Here is a 15,476-nt window from a genome sequence, read left to right on the forward strand (position 1 = left end):
GCCTTGATAGATCAAAACCGCGTTCGCGGCACTAAAGTTCGGGAGGGAGTCTTGAAAACTAAAACATCCAAAGTATCGGCCGGGCATTTGGCCGTCGAGAGACTGTTGAACGTACTGTTGTTTTTTATCGTGTTTTACTACAGTTACTACGTATTTTGCTTGACCTAATTCGGCCGAAATACTCGCACCTCTCGCCCCGCCAGACAGCCGGACAACACGGCTGTCAAGGCGACTGATCTTGCAAATAGCTGTCGACCGCTACACGGCTATCGGCCGGCAGTTTCTTGGACTTCAAGGTTTGTTTTAATTTTGCCTGCAGTCGCGCCAGCAACCTGGGCTGGTCCACCAGCTTATCCATCAGTGTTTGTAGGGCGCTGAAGGCATTGAATCGAACCGCTTCCTCGGGGTCGCGCAACGCCGTTATCAAGGCATCGTAGACCGGCAGCGCTGGTTGATCGAAATAACCCAGACTTTCCGCCGCCGCCGCACGGACCTCCCCGACTCGATCTTGCCGCAAGGCCACCAAAAGGTAACGACCGGCCTCCGGAGTCGGATAGGCCGCCAGTTGTTGAGCGCCTGCGATACGTTGCGCGGGATCGTGATCGCCGAGCCACTGTCTGGCGGTTTCCACCTGTTCGAGGTCGACACTCTCTTCTTCGGCGATCTGCTCCGGGGTAGACGCTCCACCGCCGGATTCGGCTGACGAAGCAAGCTGGTGCAAGTCCGGCATGGACCGGGACGCCTGAATTGGAACCCCTCCCGCCGCCGGGCAAGGCCGAACGACGCGGACCTGTTGCCAAATCGGCAACAGGCCCAATGCGAGATAAGGCGCCATAAGCAACGCCCCAACCAGGACTAGCGACACTCTCACGCCGATGGCGGCAGGTCGCGCGGCACCTGCCTCAAGCAATCAAGGCGCTTGCAAAGTGCCGTTGGCCGTCGTTGCCGTCGGCGTGGAATTCGGGCAAGCCGGCTGCGACCAGGCGTCCCAATAGCCGCCGGTTCCAGTCAGAATCAATTCGTCGCCCTTGGCCGCGCCGGTCAACGCCGTTTGCGCGGTACCGGCGGCATTCATGTTGGACGTGGTGATGCCGGTACCGGCCGGATGCATGCCCAATGCTTCGCGAACCCGCCAAGCGTAGGCATGATCGCGGCAGGAGGTATCGCCGGAGACGCCGATTGCGCCGACTTTATGGCCACCACTATAGATAGCCAATCCGCCGCCGAATACGTTCACGCCGCCGACCCGTTTGTTTTTCAAAGGATCGCTGTTAGTACCGTAGGCATTCGGACTGCCCGCGTAAGCCCGGCTGGCATCAACCGGATTGCTGTGCTGTAGACCGTACAGACTGCCGCCAGGCTGCACCGCCGAGTACAAGTTACCGGTGGAAATGGCATAGCCGTCCAGACTGAAGGCGTTGGCGGTAAAGGCTTTTTGAGCCGAAATGACCCGACTGCCCAGCCATTCGGAGTTACCTGCCGCCGAGCCGGTAGTGCCGCTGGTGGCGACGTGGCACACCTTTCCGGTCTCGTCGACCACGGTCACCCACATATTCAGTCCATAACCTCCAGTGCTTGCGGCTTCCGCGGCACTGATCGCGTCGGTCAACGCCGAGCGCGAAACGTCGCTGCAAGCCGCGGAAACGGTTTGCGCGGACAATACCAGCGCGGCGCTACCCAGGCTTAAGGCCAACAGTTTTTTTGTTTTCATAGTTGCTTCTCTCGTTATTTGATTATTCTGGAATGGCCCCGCGCGTTGAGCGGGAATTTATTTATAGCAAAGGCCCGCCATCCTGTCTAACGGTTTAGCTGGCGCTAATATTGCGACATCCACGGCGCGCACAACACCAATACTAGCGCCGCGAACAACCCGGCGACGACATCGTCCAACATGATGCCCAAACCACCGTGGACGCGACGATCCAGCCAGCCGATCGGCCAAGGCTTGACGATGTCGAAAAATCTGAACAACGCAAAACCCAGCGCCAAGTTCCGCCACGAAAACGGCACCCAGGCCATCGCCAATAACAAGCCGGCGATTTCGTCCCAAACGATGCCGCCGAAATCGTGAACTTGCAGGCGCGCGGCGGCGTAATCGCACAAATGAATACCGACCGCGATGACTACCGCAGTCGCCAACCAGTAGCCCCAGAAACCGCTTTGCAACAAGGCCGCGTAAACCGGCAAGGCCGCCAACGTGCCGAAGGTACCCGGCGCGCGCTTGACCAAGCCGGCGCCAAAACCGAACGCCAGCCACAGCCTGACATCGCGCAATATGTCGCCGGCCGATAAGCCAGCCTTACCGTAGGACGCTCTAAAGAAAATGCTCATAACCGGTAAACTCCAACAATTCGATAGACCCGTCGCGGCGCAGACGGAGACCGGGTTCGACTTCGATGACGCCGATTTTCCGGCAACCGGCCGGTAGCGCGGCGGACCGATCCGGAGGCACCGTAAAACAGAGTTGGTAGTCGTCGCCGGCGGTGAGCGGTAGCCGCCAGTCGTCGGATTCGGCCAAATAGGCGTCCATCGCATCGGAAAACACCAAGGCCGACCAGTCCAGACAGGCGCCGACCCGGCTTTGCGTCAAAATATGCCCCAAATCGGCGGCCAATCCGTCGGAAATATCGATACAGGCGTGAGCGATGCCCCGCAACGCCAACCCCAGTTCGACTCTAGGCTCGGGCCGATGAAAACAGCGTAGTGGGATTTCAGGAACGCGCAGCGATAACCTTGCTTGATCTTCAAACCCAACCCGGCATCGCCGACAGGTCCGCTCAGATACACAAAATCGCCGACGTTGGCCGCCGAGCGGGTCAACGCCGCCCCGCTCGGCACCGTGCCCATCGCCTGCACGGTCAGCGTCAACGGTCCCGATGTCGTGTCGCCGCCGATCAAATCGACGTTAAAGCGGCGAGCCAGCGTCAAAAAACCGCGCGAAAACGCTTCCAACCAAGTCGGCTCCACTTTAGGCAGGGTTAAGGCCAAGGTCACCGCAAACGGCTCTGCACCCATCGCCGCCAAATCGCTGAGGTTCACGGCCAGCAACTTGTGACCCAAATCCTCGGGCGCGGCATCGGCGAAGAAATGCACGTTTTCGACCATGGTGTCGGCGGTGATCGCCAAGTGCTGGCCGGGCGGCAGACTCATCAGCGCGCAGTCGTCGCCGATTCCGAGTTTGTTGTGAGGATGGCGCGGCGCGTCCGCCGCGAAATAACGGCGAATCAGATCGAATTCGCCTAGTCGTTCAGGCATGAGCCACCCAAGAAATCGCCACCGCGCCGCCCGTCAGATTTTCGGCAACCCTTGCTTCTGCTTAGCGGCGATTTCGACCGCTCGCTGAGTCTGGGAGACTTTGTCAAGAATGCCGTTGACGTATTTGTGGCTACCTTCCGCGCCGAAACACTTGGCCAAGTTGACGGCTTCGTTGATGATCACTTTGAACGGCGTTTCCAACCGGTAAATCAACTCGTAAGCGCCTATCCGCAGTATCGCCCGCTCGACCGGATCGATTTTTTCGATGGGCCGATCGACAAAACCGGCCAACGCCGCATCGACGATATCCAGTTGCTTGGGCACGCCGTGAAAAATCTCGCTGAAATAGCTTTTTTGCGCGCCCTTCAGATGCTCTTCTTCCAGGAAATAGGTTTCGATGCGGCTCAGGCTATCGCCCGACATCTGCCATTGATACAGCGCCTGAACCGCGCATTTTCTGGCGTTGGTTTTGGCTTGACTCATTAAAGGCTCAGGTTGTTGAACAGGCTGACCATTTCGATGGCTGACATCGCCGCTTCGGCGCCCTTGTTGCCGGCCTTGGTGCCGGCGCGCTCGATGGCTTGTTCGATGCTGTCGACCGTCAACACGCCGAAGCTGACCGGTACGTCGTACTGCAACGCAACTTGGGCGATGCCCTTGACGCATTCGCCGGCCACGTATTCGAAATGCGGAGTACCGCCGCGAATCACCGCGCCCAGTACGATGATCGCATCGTATTTTTTCGCGGCCGCGATGCGTTGCACCGCCACCGGCAATTCGAAAGCGCCCGGCACTTTGATCAACTTGATGTCGGCTTCGGCGGCGCCGTGGCGGACCAACGCGTCGATGGCGCCGGCTTCCAATTGGCCGACGATGAAGCTGTTGAAACGCGAGGAAACGATGCAAAACTTGCCGCCCTGGGCCGACAAATGACCTTCTACGATACTGACTGACATAACTTATCCAATAGAGTTGAGCGATGACGACGCGGCGGTCGGCACCGAAACACCGGCCGCCGCGCAAATAAAAAGGCCGCTAATTTTACGCGGTTTCGGCGTGCGGCGCCCCGAAAAATCGCGATCAAACGCCGAACTCGACTTGTTCGACGATCTCCAGATCGAAACCAGCCAGACCGATGTAATTTTTCTTGGCACCCATCACCTTCAGGCGACGCACGCCCAAATCGGCCAAGATTCGCGAACCGGTACCGGTGGTGCGCCAGCCGACTTCGGCGCTGGCTTGGCTTTTGATGCCGTTGTCCTGCATCTGGTAAGCATGGATCAATTCGACCAGTGCCTTGTTGTTCTCGTTCTGGCGAATCAATACCAGCACGCCGCGCCCGGCTTCGGCGATCCGCCGCATGGCCTCGCGGATCGGCAGACTGCAATCGCTACGCTTGGAGCAAAACAAATCGTCGACGACGTTGCGGGCATGCACTCTGACCAGGACCGGTTCCTCGCCGGCGACCTCACCCAGCACCAGAGCCAGATGCACGTTGTCGTCGTTACGATCTTGATAAGCGTAGAGTCGAAAATCGCCGAACTCGGTCGGATACGCGCATTCGGCAATCCGCTCCAAGGTGTTTTCGTGCTTGATCCGATAATGGATCAAATCGGCGATCGTGCCGATTTTCAGATTGTGCTGCTCGGCGAAGGCCTCCAGATCGGGACGACGCGCCATCGAACCGTCGTCGTTCAGAATTTCGACGATGACCGCCGCCGGCTCGACGCCGGCCAAGCGCGCCAGATCGCAACCGGCCTCGGTATGACCGGCTCGATTCAACACGCCGCCGGCTTGGGCCATCAACGGAAAAATATGGCCGGGTTGCACCAAGTCGCCGGGCTGAGCGTTCGGCGCGACGGCGCGTTGCACGGTCAAGGCCCGATCGGCGGCGGATATGCCGGTGGTCACGCCCTCGGCCGCCTCGATCGATACCGTAAAATTGGTCGTGTACGGGGTTTTGTTATCGTTGACCATCAGCGGCAAGCGCAATTGTTGGCAGCGCTCGCGGGTCAAGGTCAGACAGATCAAGCCCCGGCCGTATTTGGCCATGAAATTGATGTCCTCCGGGCGGGCAAACGCGGCGGCCATCAATAAATCGCCCTCGTTTTCCCTATCCTCGTCGTCCATGATGATGACCATTTTGCCGCGTCGCAGGTCTTCGATAATCTCTTCGGTTGTGTTCATTGCATGAATCCTGCGTTATGTAACAAAGCTTCGGTGACGCCACCGCCGCAACGAGCCGCCGCTTCGCCCTTCATCAGTCGCTCCAGGTAACGGGCCAGCAAATCGACTTCCAGGTTAACGTTGCCGCCGACTTCAATCTGGCCGAGCGTGGTTTCGGCCAAGGTATGCGGCACGATGTTGACCGAAAAAAACGCGCCGTCGACGCTGTTGACGGTCAGACTGATGCCGTCGATGCAAATCGAACCTTTCTCGGCGATATATTTAGCCAGCTCATCGGGCGCCTTAAACTTGAAGCGGATCGACCGGCCGTCAGGCTGCTTTTCGACGACGCCGCCGATGCCGTCCACGTGGCCGCTGACGATGTGACCGCCAAGGCGGCTGGACGGCATCAGCGCCAGTTCCAGGTTGACCGGGGTGCCGGCCACGGCATTTCTCAAGGTGGTTCGCGACAAGGTTTCGTTGGACACGTCGGCGACGAAATGGTGTTCGCCCAATTCAACCGCGGTCAGGCAGACGCCATTGACGGCAATGCTGTCGCCGAGCGCGGCACCCGCCAGCGACAATTTGCCGGTGTGTATTTGCAGACGGCAGTCTCCGCCGCGAGACTGAATCGCCGAGATTCGGCCGACCGCCAGGATGATTCCGGTAAACATGATGAAATTCCGGTTTGCTTAAGAAATGACTATATCAGGCTTCGTAACGATAACGTAGCCGCAGATCGGGACCCACTTGGCGAGTTTCCTGCAAACGTAAGGACTTTTTGTCCGCCAGACGCTGTAGGCCGGGCAAATGAAACAAGCCCAAACCCTCGCTACCCAACACGCAGGGCGCTAGGTAAAACAACCATTCGTCGACCAGTCCGCTGTCCAACAAGGCGCCATTCAGGGTCGCGCCGGCTTCGACCCAGACGCTGTTGATTTGCTGCTCGGCCAAGCAACGAAAGGCTTGCGGCAAATCGACGTGTCCACCGCTGGCGCCGATTTGAAAAATCCGGCAACCGACCGCGCGCAAGCCATCGGCCTTCTCGGTGTCTTGGCTGCAAGTCAATACCCAGACCTCGGCGCCGGCATCGAACAGCTTGGCAGTCGGCGGCAAACGCAAGCCGGAATCCAACACCACCTTGATCGGCTGTTCCGCATCGAAATCCACACGGGCGCTCATGCGCGGGTCGTCGGCCAGCACCGTCGCTATGCCGGTAACGATGGCGCTGCTAGCGGCCCGCCAGCGCTGGACGTCGGCGCGAGCTTGCGGAGACGTGATCCATTGACTTTCGCCGCTGGCCATCGCGGTGCGGCCATCCAAACTCATCGCCAGTTTACTGCGTATCCACGGCAAACCGAGCCGCATCCGTTTGAAAAAGCCTGGATTGAGCTTTTCGGCTTCCTGTTGCAGCACGCCGCAAACGACTTCGACGCCGGCGTCGCGCAATTTTTGCAGGCCGCGTCCGGCCACCAGCGGATTGGGATCCACCATCGCCACGACGACCCTGGCAATGCCGGCGGCCAACAAGGCTTCGGTACACGGGCCGGTCTTACCGTGATGGCTACATGGCTCCAAGGTCACGTAAGCGGTCGCGCCGCGCGCATCGGGGGTTTTATTCAGCGCGTCGACTTCGGCATGAGCAAATCCGGCGCGTTGTGTCCAGCCTTCGCCAAGGATTTCGCCGCCCCTGACCAGTACGCAACCGACGTGAGGATTCGGATCGGTGGTATACAGCCCGCGCTCGGCCAATTTGACCGCGCGCGCCATGAAATAGGCGTCCGAACTAGCCTGGATCATGTTGCTGCAGTGTCTCTATCATCCGGGTGAATTCGCTGACATCCTGAAAACTGCGATAGACCGAGGCGAAGCGCACGAAGGCGACATGATCCAGTTGACTGAGTTCCTGCATCACCAGTTCGCCCAGCGCCAGCGCCGGTATTTCCCGCTCGCCGCGGGTAACCAGTACTTTCTTGATCCGGCTGATCGCCGCTTCGACCGCATCGACTTGAACCGGCCGCTTTTCCAAAGCGCGTAGCATGCCGGCCCGCAATTTATTTTCGTCGAAACTCTGCCTAGCTCCGCTGCGCTTGACGATGCGTGGCAGGGCCAATTCGACCACTTCGAAGGTGGTAAAGCGCTCCTTGCAAGCCACGCACTCGCGGCGGCGCTTGACCTGATCGCCATCGTCCGCCAGGCGGGTATCGATGACGCGGGTATCCTGCGCGGCACAAAACGGACAACGCATATCGGCAAACTATCTAGGCTAAAAGTCGGCCATTCTATTACAGAACGGGGTTATCTCGAAATCGTTCGCTCAAGACACCCCGCGATCCGGCAGAATTCCGTCGGCGATCGAGCGGATATGTACGTCGCGTTGCGGATAAGGAATCTCGATATGATGGGATTGCAACGCGTTGTAAATGCCGACGTGCAGTTGATGGGTCACCGTTGCCCGCTCGGCGAGTTCGCTGACAAACACTTGGATTTTGAAATCCAGCGAACTTTCGCCGAAACCGACGAAATTCACTGCAGGCTCCGGCTCAGGCAACACCAGCTCGGTTGCCTTGATGGCCTCACGCAAAATCCGCTCGACGATCTCGATGTCGCTGCCGTAGGCGACGCTGACCGGAACCATCACCCGCGTCACGGTATCGGACAAAGTCCAGTTGATCAATCGGTCGGTGATGAAGGTTTTGTTCGGCACCACCAATTCCTTGCGATCCCAATCGACGATATGGGTCGCGCGCATTTGAATGCGGCTGACCCGACCGGTCACATCGCCAACCGTGACGGTATCGCCAACCCGGATGGGCCGCTCGAACAGCAAGATGATACCCGATACCATGTTGGCGAAAATCTCCTGCAAGCCAAAACCCAGCCCCACCGACAGCGCCGCCACCAGCCATTGCACTTGCGACCAACTGCCGCCAAGTTCATTGGCCACGGCCAGAAAGGTAATCGCGGTCAACGTGTAACGCACCAGTTGAATCAGGGCGTAGCGGCTGCCGGCCGTCATCGCGAATTTGCCGACCGTCAACAGATCTACCAAAGCGGGAAAATTGCTGGCAAACACAAACGCCAAACCGCCGTAGAGCAAGCAGATCAACAAATTAATCAACGTCACCGGTTGCTGCGCGTCCTTGCCGTCGATCATCTGCCCGTATTGCCAGAGCACGACGTTATCGAACACCGAAAAGGCCGGCAAAATATCGCTCCAGATCGCCCAGAAGCCGACCAACATCGTCGCCATGACCAGCGTCGTCAGCAGTTTGCGTCCCTGCTGATTGATTTTGGTGATGTCCAATAAGTCCTTGTCGGGCGAGAAAGCCTCGTCGGCGGCGCTACTGGTTTGCACTTGCTCGGCCTGCTTGCGCTTTTGCTTGGCGTTGCGCAAGGCCAGTTGGCGCTCGGTGTGCCGAAACCAGCGCAAGATCAGCGCATACAACAACGCGGTCGCGAACATCAACCGCAGGCTGTAAACCAGTTTTTCGTAAAGTTCCAGCGCGCTTTGGTAATAACCCGCCACCGCGAAACCGACGATGACCAACGGTGTCAATACCGCGATCGCGTACCAAACGAAGCGCAAGCGGCTCAGCCAGCCGTGCGACAGCCGGTAAAAACTCTTGGCCAAACCGGTTTGCGGATGGGCCAGGCAATGAAAAACATAGGTAAACGCCAGCATCAGCACAATCAGCGCGGTGCGTCCCAACGCATAGCTGTGCTCCGAAAACAAATCGCTACCGGTCATCGCGGTCACGAAAACGCTGGGCACCAGCAAAAAACGCAACCATTTGATCTGGCGGTACAGCAACTGCGCAACTTGGTTGGGCCATTGAAACAAGGTTTCCGCGACCCCGGACGGCTTGAACAAGCGAAACGAAAATTGCACCACGCACAAGGCCGACGCAGTGGAAAGCAATCCTTCGGCAAACGAGCGGCTGAAAAAATCGGCACGGGCGTTCAATGCCAGCACGCCGCCTATCCACGCCATCAGCAACGCACCGTACAAGGACAGCAGCCCCAGGTAAACCAGTGCCGACAAAGTTTCACCGACACTGGCGTTGGCGGCATTGCCGCGCAGCAAGGTTTCCAGCCGAAGTTTGACCGACTTGCGAAACCGCCAGTGCAGCAAAACGATCGCCAAGCCGACCAGCACCGATACCGGATTATGAACCAGGCCATCCCAAAATCCCTGAGCGACTTGCCGCCAATTACCGGGGTCAAAAAACCAAAGACCGAGTGCACAATATCTTTTAGATACTGCTGATCGATGACCGGCGCACTCGGCACCCATAGCAAACGCTGATCGAGGTAGGCGCCGAATTTATCGGCGATACCCAGCATTTGCTGCAAGCTGAAATCGACGTCGCCCAACACGCGGGCGTATTCGGTGTTAACCCCGGCCAAGCGAACCACCAAATCCTTCTGGTCGTTCAATAACAGGCGCAACTCGGCACGGATTCGGAGTTTCTCGGCGTCGTCGGTATCGGCCGGCAATTGGGCCACCCGGTTCAGTAAGGTCTGATTGATATCGGACAGATTTTTCTTGGCTTCGTCGAGCTTGAAGCTTTCCAGACTGGTCAGCGCGATCTGATCTTGAATCTCGTCGTTCAGCGCGCCGAACTGCTTATGTTGCGGAATGTTACGACGCTGCTCGCGCAACAGATTGCCCAGCGCCGGACTCAAGCCGGCCAGCGAGATTTTTTGCTCGGCGCTCTGGTAGTCCTTTTCCAACTGCTTGTATCGGGCATCCATCTCGTTTTTTTGAATCAGGTACTGCTCCATGTTCTTATTGACCGCCTGCAAACTGCGGTTGTAGCGCATGTTTTCCTTAGTCGCTTCGCGGATCAACGGATGCTTGCCCTCGGCGTCCTTCTCCGCCTGCAACAACTCGTCACGCTCCTTGTCGATCAATTGCTGACGACGGTCGAGCAAGTGATTGTCCAGATCGGCGATCAGCATGGCCAGTTGCTCTCGCTGCAAATTCAACAAATGCATCCTGTCCTTTTGCGCCTGTAAGCGCAGCGGATTGCTGATGTTTTCCAGTTCCAGCGTCTTCAAGGTACTGTTCAGCAACTTGACGCGAGTTTCCAACTGAATTTGGCTGGCTTCTTTCTCGTAAAGATTGTCCCCGCCCCGGCTGGCGAGCAATTGCTGTTCCTGTTGGCTGCTGGCCTGCTTGCCCTTCAGTTCCGAAACCTTTTCCCTGAGCAATTGCGGCCGATTCATCAACTCGCCGATCTGCGCTTCGACTCGGCTGATTTCGGCATCCAAATCGCTAAGTTTGGTTTTCTCGATGATTAAACGCTGCTCCAACTCGTCGGTCGGAAACAGCGACCAACGTTCCGGCCGGCGATTCTTCAGGTTGGCTTCGGCTTCTTCGATCTGCTTGGCAATGCGCTTGGTTTCCAGCGGCAAGCTGTTCAAAGCCTGTTTGAACGACTCGGCTTGAGCGTCCTGAGCTTCGGTTTCGTTAAGGTTATCCTCGCTTTCGTAATAAGCGGACAAGATGCGATTTTTCAAGTCCTCGCCCAGGTTCTGCTTATCCTTGACGAACTGAATCCGCTGTTTGATGTCTGCGATCGACGCCGGCTTGATCGCCGCCTTTTGATTTGCGGCATGAGCAAGCGTTACACTGAAAAACAATAATAACAGCGGCCAAACCAGGCCGATTTTGAACGAATGTGGCTTCATGCGCGCTTGGGAAAACGTGAAAATAAACGGAAAAACATCATGAGCGACCGCGAAGGCGTGATCAAATACCGGCTCGAGCATCAGCTCGCCGATTTGCCGGTCGACTTCGGCTTCGCCGAACTGAACGCCTGGCGATCGATCATGCATCGTTTGGGTCTGATCGGCCGGGTCCCCGACCGTTACGATGGCTTGGGTTTCGGCAACATCAGCCGGCGACTGGTTCCCGGCCGCGACGAATTTATCATCTCCGGCACCCAAACCGGTCACTTGCCGCAACTCGAGGCCCGGCAATTCGTCTGGGTCGTCGAGGCCGTTCCCGAACAAAATCGGCTGTGTTCGCGCGGCGCCTGCCAACCGTCGTCGGAAGCGCTGACCCATGCCGGCGTGTACCGCGAATGCCCGGACGCGCAAGCCGTCATCCATGTGCACAGCCCGGAAATTTGGCGGCAAACCGCCGCGCTGGCCTTGCCCCACACCGGCGCCGACATTCCGTACGGCACGCCGCGAATGGCGGAGGCTGTCGCCGAACTGTTCGCCAACGGCGACTTGCAGGCCCTACCGTTATTTACAATGCTGGGCCATCTCGACGGTGTCGTCGCCTTCGGAACCAGCTTGGCCGACGCCGCTTGCCAGCTGCTTTGCCAATTGAGCCGAGCGATCGCTATTGAGCAATGCCCGCCAGCCCGCTAAAATGCAGCATTCATTAGTATTTATTAATTTTATCATGCCGGAAATCATCATCTATACCGCGAAACTCTGCCCGTATTGCACGATGGCCAAGCGTTTGTTCGACAAGAAAGGCGCGAGTTACACCGAAATCGACGTCGACAGCGAACCGGGTTTGCGCGAGGAAGTCATGGAGAAGACCCGCCGCCGCACCGTGCCGCAAATATACATCGGCGACCGCCACATCGGCGGCTTCGACGATCTCTATGCATTGGATGTGGGCCGCGAACTCGACCCTTTGTTGCAGGCTTGAAGGCCTCGACTATTTAACGATCACCAATTGCACGCCGAATCGGCAAGCCAAATCGTTGGCTTCCACCCAAACCACTTTGCCGAGCGCGCTAAAACCCAATTGATTGACTTGTAGCTTGACCGGGGCGCCGATCTTCGCCGAAGCCGGCGCCTGGACGCGCAAGCACATGCCTTCGGTAGAACGGTTGATACCTTCCGCGCTGTAGCGATCCTTATCGATGAACAGATCGACCTCGAAGCTTTCCGTTTTCCGATAGCCCCGCCTCCGCCGCCAAAGTTTTTGGGCGTTGTGGACCACATCGCGAAACTCCAAGCCCATCATGATCCGTTGGCGTTCGCGCTTGACCCAGACGATATCGACTTCGCCGGCCAGCGACAGGGCCTCGACGAAGATCTCGGCGCGGCGGTCCTCGGCCAGCAGGCTTTCGAACTCGGCAATACCGCTCAGCAGTTCGCCGGGTTCCACCTCGATCATCGCGCCTTTCAACGAGACATCGTAACAACCGAGTTTCAATACCTCGCCGCCGACATATAAAAAACCTTCGGCGCTAAAGTTTTTCCGGTATTCCTTGCGGTCTTGAAACATACTGAAAATCCAGGTGATAGTTCGGACAAAGATAGCCGATATTTCGCACTACGCCGAATCGGCGACCGTCGCGCGACCAGCGTTCTCGACGTTCGCGGCCGATAAACCCGCCAGCAAGTCGGCTTTGATATCGTCGAGATTCTCCAAACCGACCGAAATCCGCACCAAGCTGTCCTTGATGCCGGCTTCGGCGCGAGCCTCCGGCGACAGGCGGCCATGCGTGGTGGTCGCGGGATGGGTGATCGTGGTTTTGACGTCACCCAGATTGGCGGTAATCGACAGCATCCGAGTAGAATCGATCAGCCGCCAGGCCTCGTCCTTGCCTCCGCGCAATTCGAAACTGACGACCGCGCCGAAATGGGTTTGCTGGCGTTTAGCCAGTTCGTGCTGGGCGTGTGAGCTAAGACCCGGATAATGCACCTTGGCGACCGCCGGCTGGCTTTCCAGCCATTGAGCCAGTTCGAAAGCTCGGTCGCAATGCGCCTGCATTCGCACGGCCAAGGTTTCCAGACCGGACAAAAACACCCAGGCGTTGAACGGACTCATCGTCGCGCCGCCGGTCCGCAGATAGGGATAGACCTGTTTTTCGATCAAGGCTTCGCTGCCGACCACCGCGCCGCCGACGCAACGGCCCTGTCCGTCGATGTATTTGGTCGCGGAATGCACGACCAGATCCGCACCCAGCAACAACGGCTTCTGCAGGATCGGCGTGCAAAACACGTTGTCCACCACCAACAAGGCGCCGTGGCGGTGGGCGATGTCGGCCAACACGCGAATGTCGGCGATCTCGATCAGCGGATTCGATGGCGTTTCCAGGAACAAAAGCCGAGTATTCGGCTTGATGGCCGCCTCCCAGGCCGCCGGATCGGTCAAGGCCACGAAGTCGGTTTCGACCCCGAATTTGCCGAAGTAATTTTGAAACGCCAACACGGTGTTGCCGAACACGCTGCGCGAGCAAACCACGTGGTCACCGGCCTTCAGCAAAGCCATCCCGACCGCCATGATGGCCGCCATCCCTGACGCAAACGCCAAACAGCGTTCGCCCTGTTCCAACAGCGCCAAACGCGCCTGGAAGGCGGCGACCGTCGGGTTGGTGAAGCGTGAATAAATATTGCCCGCTTGCTGACCGGTAAAGCGCAAAGCCGCTTGTTCGGCGGACTGAAACACGTAGCTGGAGGTCGCGAAAATCGGCATGCTATGTTCGTCTTCGTGGGTTCGGCGCTGGCCTGCCCGAATCGCCTGGGTCTCCGGCCCGAAGTCTTGCCAATCGAATTCGCTCATTATTTCGCCACCTGCATATCGATGATGAAGTTGCTGCCATTGCGCTGCGACTGCGCGTGATCGTTGCGCAGGGCCTCGATACGCGCCAGATACGCCATGTCGATGTCGCCGGTGATGTATTCGCTGCTAAAACACGAAGTATCGAAATGCTTAATATTGGGATTACCCCTGCCGACCGCTTCGATCAAATCGCTCAGATCTTGGAATATCAATTTATCGGCGCCCAAGGCCTTGCAAACGTCCTCCTCGCTCCGGTCGTGGGCGATCAACTCGCGCGCGGCCGGCATGTCGATGCCGTAAACGTTGGGATAGCGCACCGGCGGCGCGGCCGATGCGAAGTAGACTTTCTTGGCACCGGCATCACGGGCCATTTGAATGATCTGCTCGGAGGTGGTGCCGCGCACGATCGAATCGTCGACCAACAACACGTTCTTGCCGTCGAATTCCAGCGAAATCGCATTCAGCTTTTGCTTGACCGACTTCTTCCGCATCTTCTGGCCGGGCATGATGAAGGTCCGGCCGATATAGCGATTTTTCATGAAGCCTTCGCGAAACTTGACGCCCAGATCGTGGGCGATCTGCGAGGCGGCGGTGCGGCTGGTATCCGGAATCGGAATCACGACGTCGATATCGTGATCCGGCCATTCCCGCTGAATTTTTTCGGCCAGTTTCTTACCCATTCGCATCCGGGCTTTGTACACCGAAATGTTGTCGATAATGGAATCGGGCCGGGCGAAATAGACGTATTCGAAAATACACGGACAATGATCGGTGGTTTCGGCACACTGCCGGGTATGCAGTTTGCCGGAAGCCTCGATAAACACCGCTTCGCCGGGCGCTAAATCGCGAATCAAGCGAAAATCCAACACGTCCAAGGCCACGCTTTCCGAAGCGATCATGTATTCGATGCCTTCATCCGATTTGCGTTCGCCATACACGATCGGCCGAATGCCGTGCGGATCGCGAAAACCCAACACGCCGAAACCGGCGATCATCACGACCACCGCGTAAGCGCCTCGGCAACGTTTGTGGACCGCGCTGACCGCCTGGAACACGTCGTCGACGGTCAAACGCAGCTTGCCGAACTGTTGCAGCTCGTGGGCGAACACGTTCAACAACACCTCGGAGTCCGAGTCGGTGTTGATATGGCGCTGATCGTCGACGAACACCTGCCGCTTCAATTCCTCGGTATTGGTCAAGTTGCCGTTGTGCGCCAGCGTCAGGCCGAACGGCGAGTTGACGTAAAACGGTTGGGCTTCGGCCGAACTGGTGCAACCGGCCGTCGGGTAACGCACGTGGGCGATCCCCATATTGCCTTTCAGCTTCATCATTTGCTCGGTTGAAAACACGTCGCGCGCCAGCCCGTTATCCTTACGCAAATGCAAGCGCCCGCCGTCGCAGGTGACGATGCCGGCGGCATCCTGGCCGCGATGCTGCAACACCGTCAGGGCGTCGTAGAGATCCTGATTAACGCTTTGATGAGAAACGATTGCCGCAATACCACACATAGCTG

The 15,476-nt window shown here is 57.9% G+C and carries 17 protein-coding genes and 1 pseudogene; 2 read left to right on the plus strand and 16 right to left on the minus strand.

The window, feature by feature from the left end; all coding sequences use genetic code 11:
- Positions 1-223 precede the first annotated feature (223 nt).
- From ACP4CD_RS10460 to ACP4CD_RS10520, 13 genes and pseudogenes are all read right to left on the minus strand, one after another.
- Entirely contained in the window at positions 224-730 is a 507-nt protein-coding gene (locus ACP4CD_RS10460; protein ID WP_426994504.1) for a HEAT repeat domain-containing protein, read from the minus strand.
- Between the two features lie 180 nt (positions 731-910).
- Positions 911-1,711 (minus strand): GlcG/HbpS family heme-binding protein, encoded by an 801-nt coding sequence (locus ACP4CD_RS10465; RefSeq protein WP_064028963.1) that lies wholly within the window; start codon positions 1,709-1,711, stop codon positions 911-913.
- A gap of 104 nt (positions 1,712-1,815) precedes the next feature.
- Positions 1,816-2,331, minus strand: coding sequence for a phosphatidylglycerophosphatase A family protein (locus ACP4CD_RS10470; RefSeq protein ID WP_426994505.1), 516 nt, complete (start codon positions 2,329-2,331; stop codon positions 1,816-1,818).
- Positions 2,315-2,590, minus strand: a complete 276-nt coding sequence (locus ACP4CD_RS10475; protein ID WP_426994506.1) for a hypothetical protein — start codon at positions 2,588-2,590, stop codon at positions 2,315-2,317. The genes ACP4CD_RS10470 and ACP4CD_RS10475 overlap by 17 nt, the downstream gene beginning before the upstream one ends.
- Positions 2,587-3,255 carry a thiamine-phosphate kinase gene (gene thiL / locus ACP4CD_RS10480; RefSeq protein WP_426994507.1) on the minus strand — a complete coding sequence of 223 codons (669 nt, stop codon included), beginning with the start codon at positions 3,253-3,255 and terminating at the stop codon, positions 2,587-2,589. The genes ACP4CD_RS10475 and thiL overlap by 4 nt, the downstream gene beginning before the upstream one ends.
- A 33-nt stretch (positions 3,256-3,288) precedes the next feature.
- A complete protein-coding gene (nusB, locus tag ACP4CD_RS10485) occupies positions 3,289-3,738 on the minus strand; it encodes a transcription antitermination factor NusB (RefSeq protein ID WP_426994508.1) in 450 nt (149 codons plus the stop codon).
- Positions 3,738-4,211: a 6,7-dimethyl-8-ribityllumazine synthase gene (ribH, locus tag ACP4CD_RS10490; protein ID WP_064028955.1), complete on the minus strand. Its 474-nt coding sequence runs from the start codon at positions 4,209-4,211 to the stop codon at positions 3,738-3,740. Before ribH ends, nusB begins: the two co-directional genes overlap by 1 nt.
- 124 nt (positions 4,212-4,335) lie before the next feature.
- The gene (gene ribBA, locus ACP4CD_RS10495; RefSeq protein ID WP_064028953.1) at positions 4,336-5,442 is read right to left on the minus strand and encodes a bifunctional 3,4-dihydroxy-2-butanone-4-phosphate synthase/GTP cyclohydrolase II; all 1,107 of its coding nucleotides are present in this window, start codon (positions 5,440-5,442) and stop codon (positions 4,336-4,338) included.
- Positions 5,439-6,095 carry a riboflavin synthase gene (locus tag ACP4CD_RS10500; protein ID WP_426994509.1) on the minus strand — a complete coding sequence of 219 codons (657 nt, stop codon included), beginning with the start codon at positions 6,093-6,095 and terminating at the stop codon, positions 5,439-5,441. Before ACP4CD_RS10500 ends, ribBA begins: the two co-directional genes overlap by 4 nt.
- A gap of 34 nt (positions 6,096-6,129) precedes the next feature.
- Positions 6,130-7,221 (minus strand): bifunctional diaminohydroxyphosphoribosylaminopyrimidine deaminase/5-amino-6-(5-phosphoribosylamino)uracil reductase RibD, encoded by a 1,092-nt coding sequence (gene ribD, locus ACP4CD_RS10505; RefSeq protein WP_426994510.1) that lies wholly within the window; start codon positions 7,219-7,221, stop codon positions 6,130-6,132.
- Complete coding sequence (gene nrdR, locus ACP4CD_RS10510; protein WP_064028947.1) at positions 7,208-7,669, minus strand: transcriptional regulator NrdR; 462 nt, start codon at positions 7,667-7,669, stop codon at positions 7,208-7,210. Before nrdR ends, ribD begins: the two co-directional genes overlap by 14 nt.
- A gap of 69 nt (positions 7,670-7,738) precedes the next feature.
- A complete protein-coding gene (locus ACP4CD_RS10515; protein WP_426994511.1) occupies positions 7,739-9,568 on the minus strand; it encodes a mechanosensitive ion channel domain-containing protein in 1,830 nt (609 codons plus the stop codon).
- 758 nt (positions 9,569-10,326) lie between these two features.
- Positions 10,327-11,265 (minus strand): annotated as a pseudogene (locus ACP4CD_RS10520) (hypothetical protein); the annotation flags it as partial.
- Between ACP4CD_RS10520 and ACP4CD_RS10525 the strand changes: the two are divergent.
- Together ACP4CD_RS10525 and grxC are read left to right on the plus strand one after the other, a co-directional pair.
- Complete coding sequence (locus tag ACP4CD_RS10525) at positions 11,158-11,808, plus strand: class II aldolase/adducin family protein (RefSeq protein WP_064029018.1); 651 nt, start codon at positions 11,158-11,160, stop codon at positions 11,806-11,808. The pseudogene ACP4CD_RS10520 and the gene ACP4CD_RS10525 sit on opposite strands and share 108 nt — an antisense overlap.
- A 34-nt stretch (positions 11,809-11,842) precedes the next feature.
- Positions 11,843-12,097: a glutaredoxin 3 gene (gene grxC / locus ACP4CD_RS10530; RefSeq protein WP_064029016.1), complete on the plus strand. Its 255-nt coding sequence runs from the start codon at positions 11,843-11,845 to the stop codon at positions 12,095-12,097.
- Positions 12,098-12,106: 9 nt separating this feature from the next.
- Here grxC and ACP4CD_RS10535 read toward each other — a convergent pair whose 3' ends face one another.
- Genes ACP4CD_RS10535 through purF form a run of 3 tightly spaced genes read right to left on the minus strand, consistent with a single transcriptional unit; the run spans position 12,107 to position 15,471 of the window.
- A complete protein-coding gene (locus tag ACP4CD_RS10535; protein ID WP_426994512.1) occupies positions 12,107-12,682 on the minus strand; it encodes a PilZ domain-containing protein in 576 nt (191 codons plus the stop codon).
- A 48-nt stretch (positions 12,683-12,730) separates the two neighbouring features.
- The gene (locus ACP4CD_RS10540) at positions 12,731-13,963 is read right to left on the minus strand and encodes an O-succinylhomoserine sulfhydrylase (protein WP_426994513.1); all 1,233 of its coding nucleotides are present in this window, start codon (positions 13,961-13,963) and stop codon (positions 12,731-12,733) included.
- Positions 13,963-15,471, minus strand: coding sequence for an amidophosphoribosyltransferase (purF, locus tag ACP4CD_RS10545; RefSeq protein WP_071155016.1), 1,509 nt, complete (start codon positions 15,469-15,471; stop codon positions 13,963-13,965). The genes ACP4CD_RS10540 and purF overlap by 1 nt, the downstream gene beginning before the upstream one ends.
- Between the last annotated feature and the right edge of the window lie 5 nt (positions 15,472-15,476).

The organism is Methylomonas stagni, from assembly GCF_050154735.1.
GTDB lineage: Bacteria > Pseudomonadota > Gammaproteobacteria > Methylococcales > Methylomonadaceae > Methylomonas > Methylomonas koyamae_A.